At 31.6% G+C, this 20,397-nt stretch carries 26 protein-coding genes and 1 pseudogene; 11 read left to right on the forward strand and 16 right to left on the reverse strand.

All coding sequences use genetic code 11. The annotated features are described in order from the left end of the window. Positions 1 to 324: 324 nt before the first annotated feature. The 8 genes from PF021_RS05820 (at position 325) to PF021_RS05855 (ending at position 6,278) form a co-directional block, all read left to right on the forward strand. The gene (locus tag PF021_RS05820; protein ID WP_271021520.1) at positions 325 to 1,197 is read left to right on the forward strand and encodes an HDOD domain-containing protein; all 873 of its coding nucleotides are present in this window, start codon (positions 325 to 327) and stop codon (positions 1,195 to 1,197) included. Beyond that, entirely contained in the window at positions 1,190 to 3,301 is a 2,112-nt protein-coding gene (locus PF021_RS05825) for an RNB domain-containing ribonuclease (protein ID WP_271021521.1), read from the forward strand. The genes PF021_RS05820 and PF021_RS05825 overlap by 8 nt, the downstream gene beginning before the upstream one ends. Further along, on the forward strand, positions 3,298 to 4,299 hold the full coding sequence (locus tag PF021_RS05830; RefSeq protein ID WP_271021522.1) for a DNA polymerase III subunit delta: 1,002 nt from the start codon (positions 3,298 to 3,300) through the stop codon (positions 4,297 to 4,299). The genes PF021_RS05825 and PF021_RS05830 overlap by 4 nt, the downstream gene beginning before the upstream one ends. Positions 4,300 to 4,367: 68 nt before the next feature. Continuing rightward, positions 4,368 to 4,760: a 30S ribosomal protein S6 gene (rpsF, locus tag PF021_RS05835; protein WP_271021524.1), complete on the forward strand. Its 393-nt coding sequence runs from the start codon at positions 4,368 to 4,370 to the stop codon at positions 4,758 to 4,760. A gap of 15 nt (positions 4,761 to 4,775) precedes the next feature. Beyond that, complete coding sequence (locus tag PF021_RS05840; protein ID WP_271021526.1) at positions 4,776 to 5,267, forward strand: single-stranded DNA-binding protein; 492 nt, start codon at positions 4,776 to 4,778, stop codon at positions 5,265 to 5,267. 10 nt (positions 5,268 to 5,277) lie between these two features. After that, positions 5,278 to 5,535 carry a 30S ribosomal protein S18 gene (rpsR, locus tag PF021_RS05845; protein ID WP_271021527.1) on the forward strand — a complete coding sequence of 86 codons (258 nt, stop codon included), beginning with the start codon at positions 5,278 to 5,280 and terminating at the stop codon, positions 5,533 to 5,535. Between the two features lie 11 nt (positions 5,536 to 5,546). Beyond that, the gene (locus tag PF021_RS05850; RefSeq protein ID WP_271021528.1) at positions 5,547 to 5,711 is read left to right on the forward strand and encodes a hypothetical protein; all 165 of its coding nucleotides are present in this window, start codon (positions 5,547 to 5,549) and stop codon (positions 5,709 to 5,711) included. After that, the gene (locus PF021_RS05855) at positions 5,712 to 6,278 is read left to right on the forward strand and encodes a D-glycero-alpha-D-manno-heptose-1,7-bisphosphate 7-phosphatase (protein ID WP_271021529.1); all 567 of its coding nucleotides are present in this window, start codon (positions 5,712 to 5,714) and stop codon (positions 6,276 to 6,278) included. A 56-nt stretch (positions 6,279 to 6,334) separates the two neighbouring features. Here the strand turns inward: PF021_RS05855 and PF021_RS05860 are convergent, their stop codons facing one another. The 8 genes from PF021_RS05860 to PF021_RS05895 are packed head-to-tail and all read right to left on the reverse strand — an operon-like array spanning position 6,335 to position 11,505. Beyond that, positions 6,335 to 7,114 (reverse strand): HesA/MoeB/ThiF family protein, encoded by a 780-nt coding sequence (locus PF021_RS05860; protein WP_271021530.1) that lies wholly within the window; start codon positions 7,112 to 7,114, stop codon positions 6,335 to 6,337. A gap of 27 nt (positions 7,115 to 7,141) precedes the next feature. Further along, the gene (locus PF021_RS05865) at positions 7,142 to 7,495 is read right to left on the reverse strand and encodes a hypothetical protein (protein WP_271021531.1); all 354 of its coding nucleotides are present in this window, start codon (positions 7,493 to 7,495) and stop codon (positions 7,142 to 7,144) included. Next, on the reverse strand, positions 7,495 to 8,256 hold the full coding sequence (locus tag PF021_RS05870; RefSeq protein WP_271021532.1) for a type II secretion system protein: 762 nt from the start codon (positions 8,254 to 8,256) through the stop codon (positions 7,495 to 7,497). The genes PF021_RS05865 and PF021_RS05870 overlap by 1 nt, the downstream gene beginning before the upstream one ends. Further along, the gene (locus tag PF021_RS05875; protein WP_271021534.1) at positions 8,219 to 8,440 is read right to left on the reverse strand and encodes a hypothetical protein; all 222 of its coding nucleotides are present in this window, start codon (positions 8,438 to 8,440) and stop codon (positions 8,219 to 8,221) included. Before PF021_RS05875 ends, PF021_RS05870 begins: the two co-directional genes overlap by 38 nt. Continuing rightward, positions 8,421 to 8,951, reverse strand: a complete 531-nt coding sequence (locus PF021_RS05880) for a MotE family protein (RefSeq protein WP_271021535.1) — start codon at positions 8,949 to 8,951, stop codon at positions 8,421 to 8,423. Before PF021_RS05880 ends, PF021_RS05875 begins: the two co-directional genes overlap by 20 nt. An 8-nt stretch (positions 8,952 to 8,959) precedes the next feature. Next, entirely contained in the window at positions 8,960 to 9,379 is a 420-nt protein-coding gene (locus PF021_RS05885; RefSeq protein WP_271021537.1) for a flagellar export protein FliJ, read from the reverse strand. Continuing rightward, positions 9,376 to 10,617, reverse strand: a complete 1,242-nt coding sequence (locus tag PF021_RS05890; protein ID WP_271021538.1) for an adenylosuccinate synthase — start codon at positions 10,615 to 10,617, stop codon at positions 9,376 to 9,378. The genes PF021_RS05885 and PF021_RS05890 overlap by 4 nt, the downstream gene beginning before the upstream one ends. 42 nt (positions 10,618 to 10,659) lie before the next feature. Further along, positions 10,660 to 11,505: an ATP phosphoribosyltransferase regulatory subunit gene (locus PF021_RS05895; protein WP_271021539.1), complete on the reverse strand. Its 846-nt coding sequence runs from the start codon at positions 11,503 to 11,505 to the stop codon at positions 10,660 to 10,662. Between the two features lie 108 nt (positions 11,506 to 11,613). On the opposite strand from PF021_RS05895, the gene PF021_RS05900 reads away from it, so the two are divergent. From PF021_RS05900 to PF021_RS05910, 3 genes are read left to right on the forward strand one after another with little or no spacing between them, the layout of a single operon-like run. Further along, positions 11,614 to 11,967: a hypothetical protein gene (locus PF021_RS05900; RefSeq protein ID WP_271021540.1), complete on the forward strand. Its 354-nt coding sequence runs from the start codon at positions 11,614 to 11,616 to the stop codon at positions 11,965 to 11,967. 41 nt (positions 11,968 to 12,008) lie between these two features. Beyond that, positions 12,009 to 13,280, forward strand: a complete 1,272-nt coding sequence (locus PF021_RS05905) for a homoserine dehydrogenase (protein ID WP_271021541.1) — start codon at positions 12,009 to 12,011, stop codon at positions 13,278 to 13,280. Beyond that, the gene (locus PF021_RS05910; protein ID WP_271021542.1) at positions 13,277 to 13,630 is read left to right on the forward strand and encodes a YraN family protein; all 354 of its coding nucleotides are present in this window, start codon (positions 13,277 to 13,279) and stop codon (positions 13,628 to 13,630) included. The genes PF021_RS05905 and PF021_RS05910 overlap by 4 nt, the downstream gene beginning before the upstream one ends. 5 nt (positions 13,631 to 13,635) lie before the next feature. Here the strand turns inward: PF021_RS05910 and PF021_RS05915 are convergent, their stop codons facing one another. The 8 genes and pseudogenes from PF021_RS05915 to PF021_RS05950 all read right to left on the reverse strand — a co-directional run bounded on the left by PF021_RS05915 (position 13,636) and on the right by PF021_RS05950 (position 20,392). Next, complete coding sequence (locus PF021_RS05915; protein WP_271021543.1) at positions 13,636 to 13,926, reverse strand: cysteine peptidase family C39 domain-containing protein; 291 nt, start codon at positions 13,924 to 13,926, stop codon at positions 13,636 to 13,638. Then, the gene (locus PF021_RS05920) at positions 13,916 to 14,191 is read right to left on the reverse strand and encodes a cysteine peptidase family C39 domain-containing protein (RefSeq protein WP_271021544.1); all 276 of its coding nucleotides are present in this window, start codon (positions 14,189 to 14,191) and stop codon (positions 13,916 to 13,918) included. The genes PF021_RS05915 and PF021_RS05920 overlap by 11 nt, the downstream gene beginning before the upstream one ends. 15 nt (positions 14,192 to 14,206) lie before the next feature. After that, positions 14,207 to 15,063, reverse strand: a pseudogene (locus PF021_RS05925) (hypothetical protein). Continuing rightward, positions 15,063 to 16,058: a hypothetical protein gene (locus PF021_RS05930; RefSeq protein ID WP_271021546.1), complete on the reverse strand. Its 996-nt coding sequence runs from the start codon at positions 16,056 to 16,058 to the stop codon at positions 15,063 to 15,065. The pseudogene PF021_RS05925 and the gene PF021_RS05930 overlap by 1 nt, the downstream one beginning before the upstream one ends. A gap of 57 nt (positions 16,059 to 16,115) precedes the next feature. Next, positions 16,116 to 16,571, reverse strand: coding sequence for a hypothetical protein (locus tag PF021_RS05935; RefSeq protein ID WP_271021547.1), 456 nt, complete (start codon positions 16,569 to 16,571; stop codon positions 16,116 to 16,118). A 131-nt stretch (positions 16,572 to 16,702) separates the two neighbouring features. Beyond that, positions 16,703 to 17,632, reverse strand: a complete 930-nt coding sequence (locus PF021_RS05940) for a hypothetical protein (protein WP_271021548.1) — start codon at positions 17,630 to 17,632, stop codon at positions 16,703 to 16,705. Positions 17,633 to 17,790: 158 nt separating this feature from the next. Continuing rightward, positions 17,791 to 19,014, reverse strand: coding sequence for a sodium/glutamate symporter (gene gltS, locus PF021_RS05945; RefSeq protein ID WP_271021549.1), 1,224 nt, complete (start codon positions 19,012 to 19,014; stop codon positions 17,791 to 17,793). A 94-nt stretch (positions 19,015 to 19,108) separates the two neighbouring features. Continuing rightward, positions 19,109 to 20,392 (reverse strand): adenosylmethionine--8-amino-7-oxononanoate transaminase, encoded by a 1,284-nt coding sequence (locus PF021_RS05950; RefSeq protein ID WP_271021550.1) that lies wholly within the window; start codon positions 20,390 to 20,392, stop codon positions 19,109 to 19,111. Positions 20,393 to 20,397 lie beyond the last annotated feature (5 nt).

Below are 20,397 nucleotides of genomic sequence, written 5' to 3' on the forward strand. Positions count from 1 at the left end.
CGATTTTTAAAGAGAGAGATTAAAATTATAATAAGTATTCCTTAAAATAAAATTATATTTTTATAAATTAAAGAACTTATTTTTTATTTATCAGCCAAATTAAACCCAATAAACTTAGGCTTAATGGTTACTAATATATTTTACTTTATTATTATTTATTTATTATTATTTATTTATTAATCAAATTTTTATTTATTAAAGTATAAAATAATGTTTAAAATTTTATAAATAAATAATAGTTTTATTTTAAACATAAAATATTTATCTTGTTGTATGTAAGAAATCACATATTTTAGACATTATGCAATTGTGTATTAGGATTTTATGTTATTATTTATTTATAATTATCACAAAATAATAGGGGGGGGGGGGCGACCTAACCTAATGGAAAGCCAAATTATGCAAGATATAAATTCTCTACCGCCGTTGTCTAGCACTATTACAAAGTTACAATCAATATCTTTAGAAAAAGATACAAGCATAAAAGAAGTTGTATATATAGTCCAAGAAGATCCATTCTTAAGTGCAGATATAATAAAAAGTGCAAACTCTCCAATATATGGATTCTCACATAAAATTACTTCAGTGACACAGGCAATAAGCCTATTTGGAATTGTAACAATAAAAGGTTTGGCAATTTCAAGCGTTATAAGATCATCATTTGAAATAGACTTAGAACCATATAAGCTAGATACGGAACAATTTATTAAAACATCTCTAACAAAAAGTAAATTCATGCTTCAATGGTATAAACACGAGATTAAAAAACTAGAAATACTAATGCCAACTTCATTGCTTATGCATATGGGAATGGTGATAATATCAGAATACATAAAAAAACTTGGCAAAGCAAAAGAGTTCAAAGCACTAATAGATGAAGATCACTTTTTAAACCGAGAGCTACAAATAGCAGGTAATACACAATATGAAATACTAGAGCTATTATTTAGTCATTGGAATTTTGAAGAGACAATGGTAGAGACTATGCGTTTTTTATATTCAAACGATGTGCCAGATTCGCTAAAGCAATATGTATATCCACTAAGAGTGCTAAACACTATAATTACTCCATACAAAATAGCTACACAAGAGCAAATAGCTGAATGTATAGACTTAATAGAGGAATATGAATTGGATATAGCTTTGTTTAATGAAGCTTTAGTAAAGATACAAAATATGGACTTGGGGAATGCTTGAACTTGCAAACCTACTAGAGAGAGGAATCCCAAAGAAAAAAAAGTTAGCAAGAGTATTTGAAGAATCTTTAGAAATCCTAAAAAAACACAACGCAATTATTTTGCATAAATTCAAATACTATTTGCACAAAGATTACTGCATAGGGACATTTAGCCCTACAAAGCAAGGCTATGGATATGTAATACCACTAAATGGCTCACAAGACATACTAATAGAAAAAACAAACACAAACAACGCCACTAAAGATGATATAGTCCTAACAAAAATAACAACAAATTCCCGCAAAAAAAAGGGAAAAATAATAACAAAACTCCAAACAACGCAAAAATACGCAATATGCTACATAGAAAAATACAAAAACAACTATATAGCAATAAGCATCCCAAATGAATTAGCCTACAAAATAAAAGCAAGTAAAAAATCTCTAGATTCTCTCCCAAAAGATACGATTATAAAAATCAACCAAGATAATGGAGAAATAGTAGAAATACTTGGTGCTATGAGCGATCCAAAAATAGATGAGAAAATCTCTCTAAGTCTATATGATAAACATGAGGGATTTTCGCTTAATAGCGAGATTGAAAGTCAAAGCTTTAAAGAAGCAAGATTAAAAGACTTTAAAGAAAGAGTGGATTTAAGCTCTCTTCCTTTTTGCGTGATTGACCCCGATGATGCAAAAGACCACGATGATGCTATATGCTATATAGAGGATAAATCAACTCTATATATAGCAATCGCAGATGTAAGCTACTATGTAAAAGAAGAATCTCCACTAGATGAAGATGCAAGACATAGGGCATTTAGCATATACTTTCCCCACAAATCAATACCAATGCTACCACGAATCTTAAGCGAAGGACTATGCTCACTACAACAAAACAAACTAAGATTAGCAATGGTATGGAAAATAAAACTCCATAAAAAGAATCTATCCATATTAAATAGCGAACTATTTGAAGCTGTAATTAAAGTAAAGTCAAAGCTAACATACAATCAAGTAGATGAGTTTTTTGACACAAACAAAAAGATAAAAGGCACTAATTGCGATATGCTACTATCCTTGAAGGATACAACACAAAAACTAAGGGCAAAACGCTTAAAGAGTGGGTTTGACTTTAGAAATGATGAGACAAGATTGGAGCTAGATAAAAACCAAGAACTAAAATCAATCAAACAAAGCAAACAAACAGCCTCCCACCAATTAATAGAAGAATGTATGCTACTAGCAAATATACAAAGTGCCAAATTACTAGAATCTAAAAACACCAAAGTAGATTCAAGCCTAAAGCTAGGAATATACAGAATCCACGCCTCACCAAAAAAAGAAAGTTTGCAGAATTTATTTTTAGAACTAAGATTGCTTGGGATATGGGATAAAGGAATCCCTGCCCAAAAAGACCTGCACAAAACAATACTAAAAATACAAAAAATAGCCAACAAAAAAAACCTAACACAAGAAGTAGATAAGCTAATAATAAAATCAATGCAACAAGCAAATTATGCAAGTCATAATATAGGGCATTTTGGCTTGGGGTTTGAATCGTATAGCCACTTTACTTCTCCGATTCGGAGATATAGCGATCTTGTGCTACATAGAATCTTAAAACAAAAGATAAAACTAGAAGAAAATATAACAATAAAAGAATCTCTCCCAATGCTATGCGAACATCTAAACAAAGAAGAAAGAAACATAGCCAAAATAGAGTGGGATTTTAATGATAGAAAATTCGCTAGATTCTTAAACACAAAAATATCACAAAGCTTTGATGGAATAATAATAGATGAGCAAACGCCACAGCTAGTATCGCTAAGACATAAAATGCTACTTGGCGCAAGAGTAATAGCCCTAAAAGGCAAGGGTGTGAAGTATCAAAAAGTAAGAATCCAAATAATAGATGTAAATTTAAAAACTGCAAAAGTTTATGGAAGAATAGTAGAATGCTACAATGAAATATTAGGGCAAAATTACACTGATGAAACATATATAAAAAATAAGATTCTAGAAAACAAGAAGAATCTAAAACAAAAAGCAAAAATAAATGCAAAACAAATAAAGCAAAACATAAAAAATAAACCCAAAAAATCAAAAAAGAGATATAAATGACAAAAAAAGAACTAGAATCAAAAATAACAGGAAACACAGAAATAAAAGCAATAATGCTATATGGTGAGGATTCGTTTCTAATAGAATATTATGGAGAAAAACTCGCACAAAAAGCATTAGCAAAAGATTGTCAAAAAAATACATTTTATTTTGGTGAGTTCAACTTTGAATCTGCACTTTCTTGCTTTTCTTCTGGGTCGTTGTTTGGAGAGCTATCACTAGTATGGATAAAAACAGACAAAAAAATCCCCAAAAAACAACTAGATACACTAATAAATACACTAATAAAAAATGAAACTGGATATTTGATACTTGAATTTCATCAAAGTGATAATCAAAGTGCCGCAAAATACGCACTAGATTATAAATCAATGATACCTAGCTTTAGAGGCAATGGGGTGTTTGAAGCTAGGCTTTTTGCACCAAACCTAAATGAATCTATGAGTATTTTAAAAGAATATGCAAAGAAACTAAATATACAAACTAGCGATTTTGTATTACGAAAAATACTAGAACAACAAAGCAACAATCTAGGGCTTAGCATAGCGGAGATGAGAAAATATAGCATATATGATGAAGAAATAAACTCACAAACAATAGATGAGCTAGGATATTCTTTAGGAAGTGTAAAGTGTGAAGAAATTTTAGAGTTGCTACTCTATAAAAAGCCGTATTTTGAGGCATTAAATCACTTTTTAGAAAAGGGATATGAAGAAGTTATGCTAATACAAGAGATAGAAAAGTATTTTTTTCAACTATTTTTATTCCAAAGTCATACAAAAATATACGGGAGCGTGGCTTCTGAAGATGTGCTTGGATACAAGCTTCCTCAACATATATTTGATAAAAAAAGATTCCTAGCTACAAAATTAAATGAAATGCAATATGAGCAAATATTTTTAATTTTAAACACATGGAGACATGATTCTATAAGCGGAAATACAAAGACTAATGGGTTTTTAAGGGCATTAATAAAAATTCAAGCAATTTTAAAGTAGAATTTATCCTTTTATTTTAAAACCTTGCTCTTTTTGAGAGAAAAAGGGCGATAACCAAAAGGAGAAATATGCGTTTTTATGAGACTATGTTCATTGTAAAACCAACTTTAACACAAGAAGAAATCAACCAAAAAATAGATTTCTACAAAGCTACGATACTAAATCACAATGGTGAAATTAGTGCTACACTTGATATGGGTATGAGAAATCTAGCATATGAAATTAAGAAAAACAAACGCGGTTATTACTTTGTGATTTACTTCAAAGCTGACCCTAGCTTAGTTTTAGAGCTTGAGAGACTTTATAGAATAAATGAAGATATTTTGAGATTCATAGTAATTAAATATCAAAGCAAAAAAGAGCAAAAAGCTTGGGAAAGTCTTGTGGATAGAGCCATAAACAATAAAAAAGCAACTCCACTAAAAGAAGCTAAAGAAGAGAAAAAAGAAGAAGCACAATAGCTTTAGGATAGCCTTATGTTTAATAAAGTCATTTTAGTAGGGAATTTAACGCGTGATGTTGAGCTTAGATATTCACCAAGTGGATTGGCAGTATCAAAGATCAATCTAGCAACCAATAGAAAATATAAAAAACAAGACGGCACACAAGCAGATGAAGTGTGCTACATTGATGTAAATCTATTTGGAAGAACTGCAGAAGTGGCAAATCAATACTTAAAAAAAGGTTCTCAAGTTTTAATAGAGGGGCGTTTGGTGCTGGAGAGCTGGACTGATAACACTGGTGCTAAGAGAAGTAAGCACTCCATATCAGCTGAAAGTATGCAAATGCTAGGTAGAGCCTCCAAAGACGAACAAAGTGGCGGTTATGGGGAGTATGGTTCGGATAACTCTTATAGTAGCAATGGCTATGGTGGAGATGGATACAAAGAAAGCTATCCACAAAGACAAAACACAAAAGAACCAGAAGTGCCCGTTATTGATATAAATGATGAAGAAATACCATTTTAAAGGATAAAATATGGCAGAAAAAAAGAGATACTCAAAGAGATATTGTAGATACACTGAAGCAAAAATAGAATTCATAGACTACAAAGATGTAGATATGCTAAAACACTCATTATCAGAAAGATATAAAATAATGCCAAGAAGGCTAACAGGCAACTCTAAAAAGTGGCAAGAAAGAGTAGAAGTTGCAATCAAAAGAGCAAGACATATGGCACTTATACCTTATATCGTAGATAGAAAGAAAGTTGTAGAAAACCCATTTAAACTATAAAGGGAGCGGTAGTGAAAAATCCAAGCAAGGCTATGCTTAGCCTATTAGCTGGAATCTTCACTGCACCATTTATATTATCACACCATAAACAATCCCACACAAACACAATTCACGCATGTAAATACATATTTTTCTATCATCTTATAATTAAAAGATTTTTAAGGATTCTAAACTAAATGAAAAAAAGAAAAGTAGTATTTTTTGATAGAGACGGAGTGGTGAATTTAGAAGATGAGCCATATGGATACAAAATTGAAACATTCTATTTTGCACCACATTTCATGGAATTATTTTTAGAGCTCAAAAAGCTAGATTCTCTATGCTTTGTAATAACCAATCAATCAGGCATAAATAGAGGGATTTTTACGCAAAAGGACTTTGAGATTCTAAGCTCATTTATGCAAAATTGCATAATCTCAAACCTTACCATTCCACTTAGAGAGAGTGGTTTTGTGCCAGAGAATATAGCATTTGATGGAATCTACTTCTGTCCGCATACAAAAGAAGAGCAATGCAACTGCAGGAAGCCAAAAAGCACAATGATACAAAATGCAATAAAAGACTTTGGCATAAATTTAGAACTCTATGATAGCTATATGATAGGGGACAAAGATACAGATATGGTAGCAGCACTAAATGCAAATATACAAACACGAATCCTAATTGGAGATGAACCAAGCACCAATCACACACATAGGATACATATCCTAAAAGAGGCAATGGATATTATACTCCTACGATAAATTTAGAGCTTAAGCTCATCTAAAAATACAGAATTACTCTTTGCTCTATTGCAATATTAATACAAATCAAAATCTAATTGTGTAATTCCACTATTGCCACATACCCTACAATTCATATTTCTTTTTACTTCAATTTTTCTAAACTCCATATCCCTTATATCACAACTTAGTATTTGGTTAAAAAGTGGTGTGCCAACTCCTGTGATTATTTTGATTGCTTCATTAGCTTCTATGCAACCAAACATTCCAGCGACACTACCTAATATCCCAACACTAGCTCCAGTTGGCACTTCTCCCTTTGGTGGTGCATCAAACAGACAAGCATAACAAGCACTAACTCTAGGCTTGATACTCATAGCCTGTCCGCAAAAATGCAATGCACTAGCCCTTATTAAAATCTTATTAGCCAATACACACGCATCATTTATCAAAAATTTCGAAGAAAATGCATCACAAGATTCAATAACCAAATCATATTCACTAATTATATTAATTGCATTTGTAACACTTAGCCTTTCTATAACAATATCTATTTTTATATGCGGGTTTAATGCTTGGAGTTTTTCTTTTGCAGATTGTGCTTTGTTTTTATTTATGTCATTTGTATTATGCAATATTTGTCGTTGCAAGTTGCTATACTCTACAATATCACCATCGCATATGCCTATATGGCCAACTCCAGCTGCTGCAAGATAATACAACACCGGCGATCCAAGCCCACCAGCTCCAACTACAAAAACTTTTGAATCTCTTAGCTTTTTCTGACCCTCTATACCTATCCCGCTAAGCAGAATATTCCTATCATATCTTTGTAACTCTTCTTTGCTAAATTCCATATATATCCTTTTTGTTTATTGTAACAATTATGGGCTAAAAATAAAGTCTTCTCTCCTAGAAGATTCTAGCGTATTTATATCTTCTCCAAAAATATCAACCAAATACACGCTTTTATCAACAAGCTTTGAATCAAACTCCAAAATAACAGCCTTATATCTGTATTGCTCTACATTATAGGAGACAAAAGCATATCCATTCTCAAAGTAAATTTTATTATTTGATATGCTATCTTTGATCCTCTCTTTAAAAGAGACAAAATATAAAGCAAAAAAACTTGAATCTTCATGCTTACCATACATTTCAAATTTTAAAGTCAAAGCTATAAGCATTCCACCAAGTAAAATAAAAAACAAAAATGGCAACAAAACAAATGCCCTCATTACAATACCTCACTATGCAATACATCGCTAAAGCATACCTCATCTACACACAGCTCCACTACATAGCCAAAATCCAACCTCCTAATATTAAAGCTATCATATTTATCAAGAATAGTATATTCTTCTTTGTTTCTTACTAGTTTTAGCGAATCTTGTAGCAAAATTTCTGTTTTATCTTTTATAAAATACAAATACGGCTTTATTTTTTCTCTATTTTGCAAAAATGGGGGCATGGTGCTAGTTAGATTCTTATGAGTTAGACTAATAACTTTTGCTCTAAATTTATTGCTATAAAAATCATTTGGAAAGATAAAACTCTCACCTACAAAAATAACCTCTAAAGATTCATTATACACATTACAATTAGGCATAAACCCACTTCTTAAAGTTAAAAACTCTAAACTAAGATTGGAAGCAAGCTTGATAGATTCTGGATTAAACACATTAATCAAGCATGGAAGCATTGAATCTTTATAATATTGCCTCTCTTGTATTTTTTCATAAAATACTATCTTATCATCTTTTATATACAAACTTTCCAAATACGCACTATCTAGTATTTTTTTAAGTTGCAAAAGTGCATTTTTGTGAGATATGGTTTTGTAATATTGTGTTTTTTCTATTTCATATTTTTTATAAATATACAATAAAGACTTAGCACCTAAAATTCCAATTATAGAAATAATAACAACACAAACTAGAATCTCAAATAAACCAAATGCTCTATGGTATATCATAAAATAAAAAATTATTTCTAACATTTGATACAAACACGCACTTGTCATAAGTATTGGTGCAAATTGGTATCAAATTTATATCTTGTATCTTTACTGCGTCTATTCTTATTTCAGCACTTTTTATAAATACTAAAACAATAAAGCCCACAAGAAAACACACAGCCACCATTTCTAGTAGGCTAAAAGCTTTATTCTTCTTTCTTGTCAAAAGGAGGTCCTTTTTGGATTATTTGAGTAAGAGTTGCCGCTTTTTGTGGATTCATCTTGGAAAGTATTTTGCTCATTACTTTTGTATCTAGCCCAAAGAGTATCTGTGCTGCCTCACTTTCTGGCAAATTCTCCAAAATAGCAGCAGATTTTGAATCTTTCATACTAGAATAAGTATCATTTAGTTTGCTTCCTGTCGCATTTTGTATTTGCTTTAAAATCTCTTCATTTTTCTTTAGCAAACTAGCAATTCTTTGTTCTTTTTCTTCTATTTCCTTTTTTTGATTGCTAACTTCTGCTTCCCTCTTTTTTAAATCAGCATCTTTTTGATCTAGCACACTTTGAGTAGCACTTTGCAAGGCCTGCAATGCTTGTTGTTGCTCATCTATTTTTTCTAATTCTTTTAAAATCTCATCTTTGCGTTGCTCAAATATGATATTACAATCAACCACATTTCTACCCTCTTGCGCAAAAACAACAAAAGAAAAAATAAAAAAACTAAAAACCCTCATAAAACACCTCATTTTGCATTATGTAACATTACTGATATTTCATCCATATCGATACTTTCTTTTCTCTTTAGTCTATCTAGATTCTTCTTTATCTCAAGCCCTTCTAAATATTTTGCTTTTTCGTATTCCATATTTTGCACTCTAAAATACTCTTGAAGCTCAACTCTTTGTTGTTTTAGCTGTGCTAATTCCATAACCTTTCTATCTATTAGAGATCTATATTCATCTTTGTGATAAGAAAATGTTAAATGCTCTTGATAAAGCCCACTTGTTGGCTCATTTAAACTCCAAGCCGCAAATTCTCTAACAGCAGAATCTATCTCTGCTTGTTTTGCATTTATCTCTGCTGCATTTTGCTGAAGCATTCTCTCTGCTTCATCTACTTTATTTTTACAAAGTAGCACTAGTGGAGTAAATTTTGTCTTCATCTAATGATTGTATCAAGCCTATCTGGGCTAGTTGATATCATCTCTATTTTTACACCGATTATCTTCTCTAACTCTAAGATATATTCTTGTGCCTCTTTTGGAAGGAATTCAAACTCCCTGATTCCAGCGGTTTTATCCCACCCTTTAAACTCTCTATATATTGGCTTTGCAAGACCCAAATCATCAAGGCAAGATTCTAACTTATTTCCTTTATCATCTTCATATCCAACGCATACTTTAATCGTATCTAGCCCATCCAATACATCAAGCTTCATTACAGCAAGTTTATTTACACCATTTAATTTGCATGCATATCTAACAAGCATAGCATCTAACCAACCACATCTTCTAGCTCTGCCTGTCGTTACTCCAAACTCGCCTCCTTTCTCTCTTAAATATTCTCCCATTTCTCCAATCTCTTCTGTTGGGAAAGGTCCATTTCCAACCCTCGTGCAATATGCTTTCATAATGCCTATTACATCGCCTAAATATCTAGGAGCTATACCTGTGCCACTACATGCACCTGCGGCTATTGTATTAGAGCTAGTTACAAACGGATATGTCCCAAAATCAACATCTAGCATACTCCCTTGTGCACCCTCGCACAATATTTTCTCGCCTCTATCTAATGCCTCCCACAACATAGTTGTAGTATCTGTTATAAATGGAACTAACTCTCTTGCATAGCCTTCTAGCTCTTGCAATAAAGATTCTCTACTTGGTATTTTGGTGTTTATATTTTTAAAGTTGTTATCTTCATATTTGTTTAATATTTTATCGCATAAAGATTCTATATCTCTTAGCTCACCAATCCTAAGCCCCTCTCTTGAGACCTTATCAGTATATGCTGGACCTATTCCCTTTTTTGTCGTGCCTATTGCATCTTTTGCGCTTTCTTTCAATTTGTCTAGCCCTTCATGGTATGGCAATATCAAGTGTGCCTTAGAGCTTATAAACAATCTATCTTTTAAATTTTTAAATTGTTTCATTTCATCAATTAATGCTTGAGGATTTATTACAACACCATTGCCGATGATATTTTTACATTTGTCGTATAAGATTCCAGATGGAATTAAATGAAGTGCATATTTAGCGTCATTTACAACTATGGTATGTCCGGCATTATGCCCACCTTGATATCTAACTACATAATCATAATTACAAGCTAGCATATCAACCATTTTGCCTTTGCCTTCATCTCCCCATTGAATCCCAACAATCAAATCAGCCTTAGCCATTAAAATATTCTCCTTATTTAATAAAAATTAAATTATAACACTTTATAAGTCCATAAGCTTACAAATTACATTATCTGTATAAACCCCAAACCCCAAAGCTCTTCTTTTTAGAATCTCATAACTACCGCCTAGTATCATTGTGTGATTATCAATAAAAAACCTAAAAAATAAATCATCATAATATTCCATAGGAGGATACATAAGCGGTGAGATAATCAAATCTTTATAGGCTATTTTATTACCAAATTCTATTATTTTATTTAGCTCATTTTGTAGATTCTTTGGTGCTTTTTTAGCTAAACCTTGTAAGGATTCTACATCTCTTGCCTCTAACAACTCTTTAAGAAAAAAATCTGATTTAATTAGTGCATTAATATCCATTTTCTTAAAGACTTCTAAAGGCACACCAAACTCTAAATGACATATCTTAGCAATATTTCCACTACCTATTTGCAAATATGGAGCTAAATTTATCTTCTTAAAAATATCAACACAAATATCAATAAACGATAAAATATCGTTATCCTCCAAGTTTTCGACACCTATTTGATTTATTTCTGTTGTAGGATATACAAAAACAGGCTGTATATAAAACCACTTTTTACCAACTAGATTCTCGCTTAGATACGGCGTTAATAGCCTCATTGCATCAATTGTAGAATCTTGTCGTAATATCATTTGATGATTATGTTTATTGCTAATTCTTATTGCTTCTCTATTTTGTATATCTCTTTGATATTGCAGATAGCTAAAAGTGGGCGTTAGAATCTCTTCATATCCATTTAGATTTAAAACATTGCTAACCAAATTTTCTAAATCCCTCTTTATCTTTGCGCTTTTGCCAAAATATAGCTTCGAACCTTGCGGTATTTCATGGCTTAAAATCACTAAAAATCCTAAAAATAAAATTTCATAGATTATAGCATAATGTGGTATTTGCTAAGCCTTTAGGAATGTATTTTGCTTGATTAGTTATAAATCACTTAAGGATAAGACATGGCTTTTAAAATAAATACCTATGTTTCATTGCCACAAACACCAATAGAGCCACCAAGTGTAGTGCCTCCAACAGAAATAAAACCACCAGAAAAACCACAAGAACCAGAAAAGCCTGAAGAAAAACCAAATCCACCAGAGGACAACAACGACAAAGGAGAGGTAGATAACTCTCTTCCAAGCACGACAAATAGTGCCTTTAGCTCCCTAAGTCTCCCACTTAAAGAATGGCTAAAAAAGGAGTTTGGAATCACAGAAGAAACCCTAAAAGATTCTTTGCCTGAAGGATTCTTAGAGGCTTTACTAAGTGGCTTTAAAAATACGACTAATTCGCACAATAAAAGGGATTCTTAATCTATTATGCTACAATATTTGCTTTAATTTAAGGTAGTCAAATGAAAGAGCTAAACATAGGTATAGTTGGTCTAGGTGTTGTTGGAAGCAGTGTAGCTAGAATCTTAAAAGACAATGCTGATTTAATATCAGCTAGAGCCGGTTGCAAAATAAATATAAAAAAAGCCATTGTAAGAAATTTGGATAAAGCAAAGGGTAAATTTGACTTTCAAATAAGCACAAATGTTGATGAAATATTAGATGATTCAAGCATAGATATTATAGTCGAGCTTGCAGGCGGTATTGATGAACCATTTAAAATAGCAAAAAAAGCGCTCCAAAACAACAAGGCATTCGTAACTGCAAATAAAGCTATGTTGGCTTACCATAGATATGAGCTACAAAAAATAGCTGGGGACTTACCAATAGGCTTTGAAGCAAGTGTAGGTGGTGGAATCCCAATTATAAAAGGGCTTAGAGACGGCTTGGGTGCGAACCATATCTTAAGTATTTATGGGATTATAAATGGGACTTGCAACTACATACTAACAAAAATGAAAGACGAAAATACTAATTTCAAAGAAGCCCTAAAAGAAGCACAAGATCTAGGCTATGCAGAGAGCGATCCTACATTTGACATAGATGGCTTTGATACAGCACACAAGCTACTTATACTAGCAAGCATTGCCTATGGAATAGATGCAAAGCCAGAAGATATACTAATAGAAGGTATAAGAAAAATAACACAAGAAGATATAGTCTTTGCAAAAGAGTTTGACTATAATTTAAAGCTACTTGGAATCGCCAAAAAAGACGGAAATGAGGTTGAATTAAGAGTGCAACCAACATTCCTACCAAAAGATAAAATAATAGGAAAAGTAGATGGCGTAAATAATGCAATTAGTGTGCTAGGGGACAATGCAAAAGAAAGCTTGTTTTATGGTGCAGGTGCAGGAGGAGATGCAACTGCTAGTGCGGTAATTTCTGATATTATAGAAATAGCAAGAACAAAAAGTTCTCCTATGCTTGGCTTTAAAACACCAATAGAAAATAATCTGCAATTAAAGCCAAAAGAAAGAAGCAAAAGTGCCTTTTATCTTAGAATCCTAGCACAAGACAAACCGGGCGTATTAGCACAAATATCATCAATACTTGGAGAACATGATATATCTATACAAACACTTCTACAAAAACAATCAAACATACAAAATTACTCTACCTTGCTTCTCTCAACTTACATATGCGAAGAATCCAAAATCAAAAATGCAATAGACAGAATAAGCAAACTAGAAATAACAAAAGATATGCCAGTAATGATAAGAATCGAAGAATGAAAAACACCACACAAAAGGGCAAAGAAGCAGAATCTTTGGCGTGTGAGTTTTTGAAAGAAAATGACTTTGTTATAATTGATAGGAACTTTTATACAAAATTTGGCGAGATAGACATAATAGCCAAAAAAGATTCAACCCTCCACTTTATAGAGGTAAAAAGCGGGATTGGCTTTGAACCTGTATTTAATATCACAAAAACAAAACTAGACAAAATAATAAAAAGCATAAATATCTATATAAAAACCAAAAACACGAAAGATCCATTTTGTATCGATGGAATCACGATTTATAAAGAAAACGAAAACTCACAAGCTACAATCAATCTTTTAGAAAACCTAACAATATACTAAGTTTCTTATTTACCGAAAAATATACTTGTAGGAAAATTTAGCCCTCCAACTTCTGGCTTTACATTATCCTTGCCTATTAAAAGTGCATATCCTCCGCTATTATCCCTATCCCAAATGGAATAAAATTCTTTCTTACTACTTATATACTCCCCAAAATTTGGATCTAGAATCTTTATAAAATCTCCACTATAATTTATAATAACCACAAAATGAGGGAATCTAGGATCATCTTCTATTCGAACTAAGATGGGATATGAAGTTTGTTCCAAAATGTCTCTTGTAAGCCTAAAAACCATCTGCTGTATATCCTAGACTTTTAGCTATATTTTGTAGTTCTTTAAAGCTTAGCATATCAGTTTTATTACTAATCATATCTAGCACATCTTGTTCGTTTAGTTGCTTTAGCTGAAAATAATTTATCAAATTTGCCAACGAAGCAGCGCCACAAGATTCCTCGAACTCTTGTCTTATAATATTTTTAGCATTTATTTCTTGCATAGATTTTACTGCAAATGCTTCTGCAAAATTAATCATAAAAATAAACAAAAACAAGGTTCTCAACTCGAACCTCACAATCTAAAACTTCTTCCACAGACTAATAGTAAATACACTATCGGGTGCTGATGAGCTGCCTCCTGCTGTCCCGCTTACAGAAATAGCTGTATTAGAATTAATGCTATATGTAGTTCCTAGAGACATAGTTGGTATAGAATAAGAATTAGAAGTTTTTCTTCCTTCAAACTTAGAAGCACTCTGATATCTCTGCTCCAATCCTACATCAAACGAAATCTTAGGGCTTAAAATTATAGACATATCAAATCCAAAATAAATACTATTTCCATATTCTAAAGATCCATATGCAAAATCTCTATCTGCATTATAGACTCCACCTATATAAATAGATGATATGATGGGGTCGGAGTAGTTTTTTAATGCAAATCGTGCAGAATATGATTTAAATATAAAGTTTTTATCTTCATCAAAATGATTTTCTCTTTGTATTACACCACTTTGCAGTGTAATTTGTGGCACAAATATATCTTTTATAGTATCTAGCGTATAAATACCACCTATCCACAACGAATCAAAATCAAAACTCCTATTAGTATGATAATCAAGCCCAAAATTACTAACATATTCATTTTGTTTATAACTACCATTGCCAGATATGAGCAAATCTAGCTTTGGAGTTATAGAATATATAAAGGTCTGATTTATTGACAATCTCTTTGTATCAGTCCAGTTTTTAGTATCAGGCTGTGCTACTAGTGTAGGATACATATTATAAATATAAGCATTACCACTACTTAAATAACTTACACTTGTTATGCTTCTTAATCCTATTTGCTTTTAAACAAAGAATCCGTAGTAATAGGCTCTGATGCCACACAAAAAGAAAATACCCCAACCAAACATAATAACTTTTTTAACATTAATACTCTTCCTTTTTAGAATCTTTTAATATATCTCTTATAATAGAATCATATTTAGATTCTTTATGTATATCTTCGCTTTCATCTTTTGCAATAGCCTTAAGGTAATAATCCATTAGCTTATCTTTATTTTCTTTTTGAATCTCCTCTGGGCTTTTTGCCTCTTTTTCAGATTCAACAATACCACTAGGAGAATACTCACTTGGCATTCCTCTTTGAAATTTCCCATATTCACTAAGCTTTGTATGTGGAGATTCTGCTCTAGCAAATGCATCACTCTTAAAAGCATACATTAGTAAAATACCTTCTCTTTTAAACTCTCCATTCTCAGTCATATAATCTTGCATTAAAGGCGTGTTAAAATCACTAGCGTCAAAAACTCCATTGCCCTTTTGCATTATTTCTTCTTTCGTATAATGTTGTTTATTGTCTGAAAACAAAAAATTAAATTCTCCGTTTGCATGAGATAAACCAGCAATTATATCGATAGATTCAAACTCAGGATAATAAACATCTTTTTCCCTTGCAATAGGTGTTGTAAAGTAATCATTAATAGCCTGTAGTGCGTTTTTATGTATCTTATAATCGCTATGCAAATTAGAAGCCTTTAAAAAATCTTGCCCCATGAAGCCATTTTCATCTATGCTATATCCACCAAAAGTATTTTTATAAGAAATACCTGCTGGATTTGAAGTATTTAGAAAGTTTTGCATATTTGATTTTGCAATTAAAGATTCTTCGGCTTTTATATCGTTTTTAAAGCTAAGTGGATTGTTCGTATCATGCTTAAAATTACCACTTGTAACATATGCCCCTAGATAAGAAGTTGCATTTTCATAAGAATCAGGAGCTAAATAAGACTCCACCCTATATTGACCTTGCGATTGTATATTTTTAATTCGCTCTTTTTCTGCCTCTATCCTTTCATAAGATACAGAATAATCGCTTCGTATCTCAAAAGGCTTATATGTTGTTTGCATTGTATTAGAAATCATTTTTTATCCTTTTTCAACGCAATCCTTTGCAAAATTTGTTTATCCTTATTTTATCAACTAATAGCCATACTTACTACTATATCTACCATTAATAACTTTATACAACCTTGTAGAAGCACTAAATGGTATTTCTCTTATAGATTTCCTACTAGTATCTATTCCAACTAGCCAACATTCCTCACGCCCTAAATTAAATCTTTGTGCATAACCCAATACCTCATTTGGCTGAAGTATATTTAACAATTCATTAGAAAAATCACTCACAGGGTATGGCCTCAAATCATAAGGATTTACTATATAATAGTTTGTATATATAGCCGAACCTTGCACATAAAATCTATCATAAAATTGCAGTCCCCCCACAACTTTACTCATCTCTTCATCATTTAATTCTCTAACACCTATAGAATCTTTATTATAGATTCCATTAGTAGCAATAGATATTAGATCATTTGCATATATATTTGAAGTAATACTTGATAGTATAAATATACTAAGTATTAGTTTTTTCATGCTCTCTCCTTTATGTTAGTATTAATTCATTCTAAATTGATAGTTTTTAGCATTAACTTAAACTTATTAGTTGTAAAAATAGTTTGCAACACAATATCACTTAAAGTAACGCTTATTAATATTACACAACACTATCCTGCTCCTTCTCTCATCTTAGCTTCTCTCATACTTAATATATCTTTAATAATAGAATCATATTTAGATTCTTTATAGTATTTAGTATTACTATTGTATGTATTATTATCTCTAATATCTAATACATCAAACATACTCTTTTGCATATTGGTTTGTGCAGAGAGGAGGAAGGATTCTAGAGATATATTATTGTTTTGTATATTTGTTGGCTCTTCTTTAAGATAAGCCAAATAAGTTAATGGGTGTGATTTATCTGGCTTTACATCATAGTTATACACTTTACCATCTATCTCTACATTATCTCCACTAAGATAATAAGAATATATAGTAGTTAGTGCATCTGTTATTTTGTCTGCTTTATCATCACTAATATATGGCAACATAGCTCCAAAAAAATCTATTTCTTTCCTTATTGCACTACCTATGATCCCATTAAAAGTTACTTCATTGTTGTAGCTATCAGGCTTTATATCATAATCTCCAATAGATTCATTTTTTTCTATGAATCTCAAATTGCTTAATAGCTCCAATCCACCATTTTTAACCATAATATCTTTGTATTCTTGGCTATTTACATCTAAATTATCCATAGCATATCTTGCTTTTTCTATTAATTCTTTATGCTCTTCTAAAAAATTTTTCATCTCTTGTTGCAAAAATGCTTTTGCTTCATCTGCTTGTTGTTTATTTGAATGATTGATTTTATTGTTTAATTTATTTGTAATTTTATCAGCCAAAATATAATCATCGAATATACCACCATATGTGATACCATTTATCATTAAGTCATATCTTTCTTGGCTTTTGCTTACTAATCTATCTTTGTTATGTATATGTGCATTAAAGCTAGATTCTGTATTTGTATTATTAGAAGAATTATTTCTTATAAATAAGTTTGCATTATTGTTGATTGATGAAAGAACCATGAGATTGCCCTTCTTGCACACTATTTAGATGATGAATCTAAATAAATAAGATATCAAAAACGATACAAGCCACTTAAAGAATACAAGCAAAAATTATTCCATGAATAAATATTATTAGAGGAGTTATAGAAGCATGCAAATGCTCCTATAAATAAAGACTAAAAGAATATTTTTAAACTACCACTTATAACAAGTGCGTTTATAATGTCTATAAAAAATGCACCAACTAATGGCACAACGATAAATGCCATATGACTAGGCCCATAATGATGAGTAACAGTTTGCATATTAACCATTGCTGTAGGAGTAGCACCAAGTCCAAATCCACAATGTCCCGATGCAAGAACTGCTGCATCATAGTCTTTACCACAGAATCTAAATGTTACAAATATTGCATATAGAACCATAAGTGTAACTTGTATAGTCAAAATAACAATCATAGGTAATGCTAAAGACACTAGATCTAATATATTAATAGTCATAAGTGCAAATGCCAAAAATAAAGACAAGCTTACATTTCCAATTACACTTACTTCTCTATCAAAAACTTTATGCAATTTGGTTGCTTCAAGCACATTTCTCAAAATAGCACCAACAAGCAAACACCAAACGAATGTAGGTATCGTAACTGGCAAACTCCCCTTAGAATAATCTGCCACTATAGTTCCAATAAGCAAAGCAATAGCAATTAATGCTAAAGATTCTACAAATGAAGTAGCAGTTATTAGCTTTGGACGCTCTGGAGTTTCAAATGCAGTGCTATTTATTTGCCCATTTTCTTGTGCCTCTTTTGCGTGATTACTAGGAGCTAGATTATATTTTTTTACCAAATAATGAGCTACTGGACCACCAACCAAACCACCAGCGATAAGTCCAAATGTAGCACACGCAACAGCAACTTCTAATGCCGCATTAAAGTTATAAGGCATATCTTTAAACACAGAAGCCCATGCTGCACCTGTCCCATGACCTCCACTCATTGTTATAGAACCACCCAAAAGACCTATTAGAGGATTAACCCCCATGGCTTGTGCAACAAGAACACCTGCTACATTTTGTAAAAATAAAAGTCCTGTAACAATTATCAAAAAGCCAAAGAGTATCTTGCCACCCTTTTTAAAAGAAGCAAAATCAGCAGATAGACCTATACTTGCATAGAATGCCAACATTAATGGATCCTTTAAAGAACCATCAAAGTTGAATTTGATACCGAAATATTTAAGCAGTATAAAAATACCAATAGCCACAACAATTCCTCCAACTACTGGCTCTGGTATATTGTAATCTTGTAAAAACTTACTTTTACTTATAAAAAATCTACCAAGCAACAACACTCCCACCAAACATGCAAGTGTTGCATAGAAATTCATTGTAAGTTCCATGAATTACCTCCATTAATCAAATGCAATAAAAGTAACACGATGATTTTTAAAATTGTATAAATTATAGTTAAATTATATTTAACTTTTTGTAATTTTATTGAAAAGTTTCAAAAATACACTTTAGATTATCAAAAACGAACAATACCTCATCTTTAGTGATTACATAAGGTGGCATGAAATAAATGGTATTTCCAAGTGGTCGTAACAATAGCCCTTTCTTAAGCCCTTTGTTAAAAACCTCTAAACCTTTTCGCTCATTGACAAACCCAACAATATCAAAGGCTAATACCATACCACAACGCCTAAGATTCTGTATAAAATTAAATTCCAAAAGCTCTTGTGCCTTCTCCCAAATAAAATCACTTAGAATCTTGTTTGCCACTATTACATTATCTTTTTCAAAAATATCTAGTGTAGCATTTGCACATGCGCACGCAAGAGCATTCCCAGTGTATGAATGAGAGTGCAAAAAAGCCTTATTTTCATAAAATGGTGCATAAAAAATATTATAAACTTCATTCTTTAACAAAACCACAGATAGAGGTAGATACCCACCACTAATGCCCTTACTAAGGCATAAAAAATCAGGAGTTACACCACACTGCTCAAATGCAAACATGCTTCCAGTTCTACCAAACCCAACTGCTATTTCATCAAAAATGACATAAATTCCATATTTTCTACACAAATTTGTTGCTTCTTTTACAAATTCTGCATTATACATATTCATTCCACCAGCACATTGTATTAGTGGTTCAAGAACAAATGCAGCTATTTTATCTTTATTTTCTTTTAGTGTATTTTCTAATTCTTCTAATGATTCTAAATAGAAATCTCCTCTTGGTGCTTTTATTTTTATACTTTTGCATAAAAGTGGCTTGTAAGATTCATTATAAATTCCAATATCCCCTATGGATAATGCACCTATTGTCTCCCCATGATACGCATTTTGTAACGATATAAATGAATTTACATTTTTATCTTCAAATCTCTTAGCAGCAAATGCCATTTTTAATGCAACCTCAATAACACTTGAACCATTATCAGCATAGAAACATTTATCAAATGAATAATTTGTCAATTTTATTAATCTTTTTGAAAGAGTTATTATTGGTTCATGTGTAAAAGTAGCAAAAATAACATGCTCTAATTTATCTACTTGTTCTTTTAATTTTTGGTTTATGTAAGGATTACAATGCCCAAATATATTTACCCACCAACTTGATATACAATCGATATATTTTTCTCCATTATAACCATACAAATACACTCCACTAGCACTTTTTATAGGCACCAATGGGACATTTTTTTCAAAGTCATGCATTTGCATACAAGGATGCCAAATATATTCCAAATCTTCTCTAACCAAACTATCCATTAAAA

It is taken from the genome of Helicobacter ibis (assembly GCF_027859255.1).
GTDB lineage: Bacteria > Campylobacterota > Campylobacteria > Campylobacterales > Helicobacteraceae > Helicobacter_D > Helicobacter_D ibis.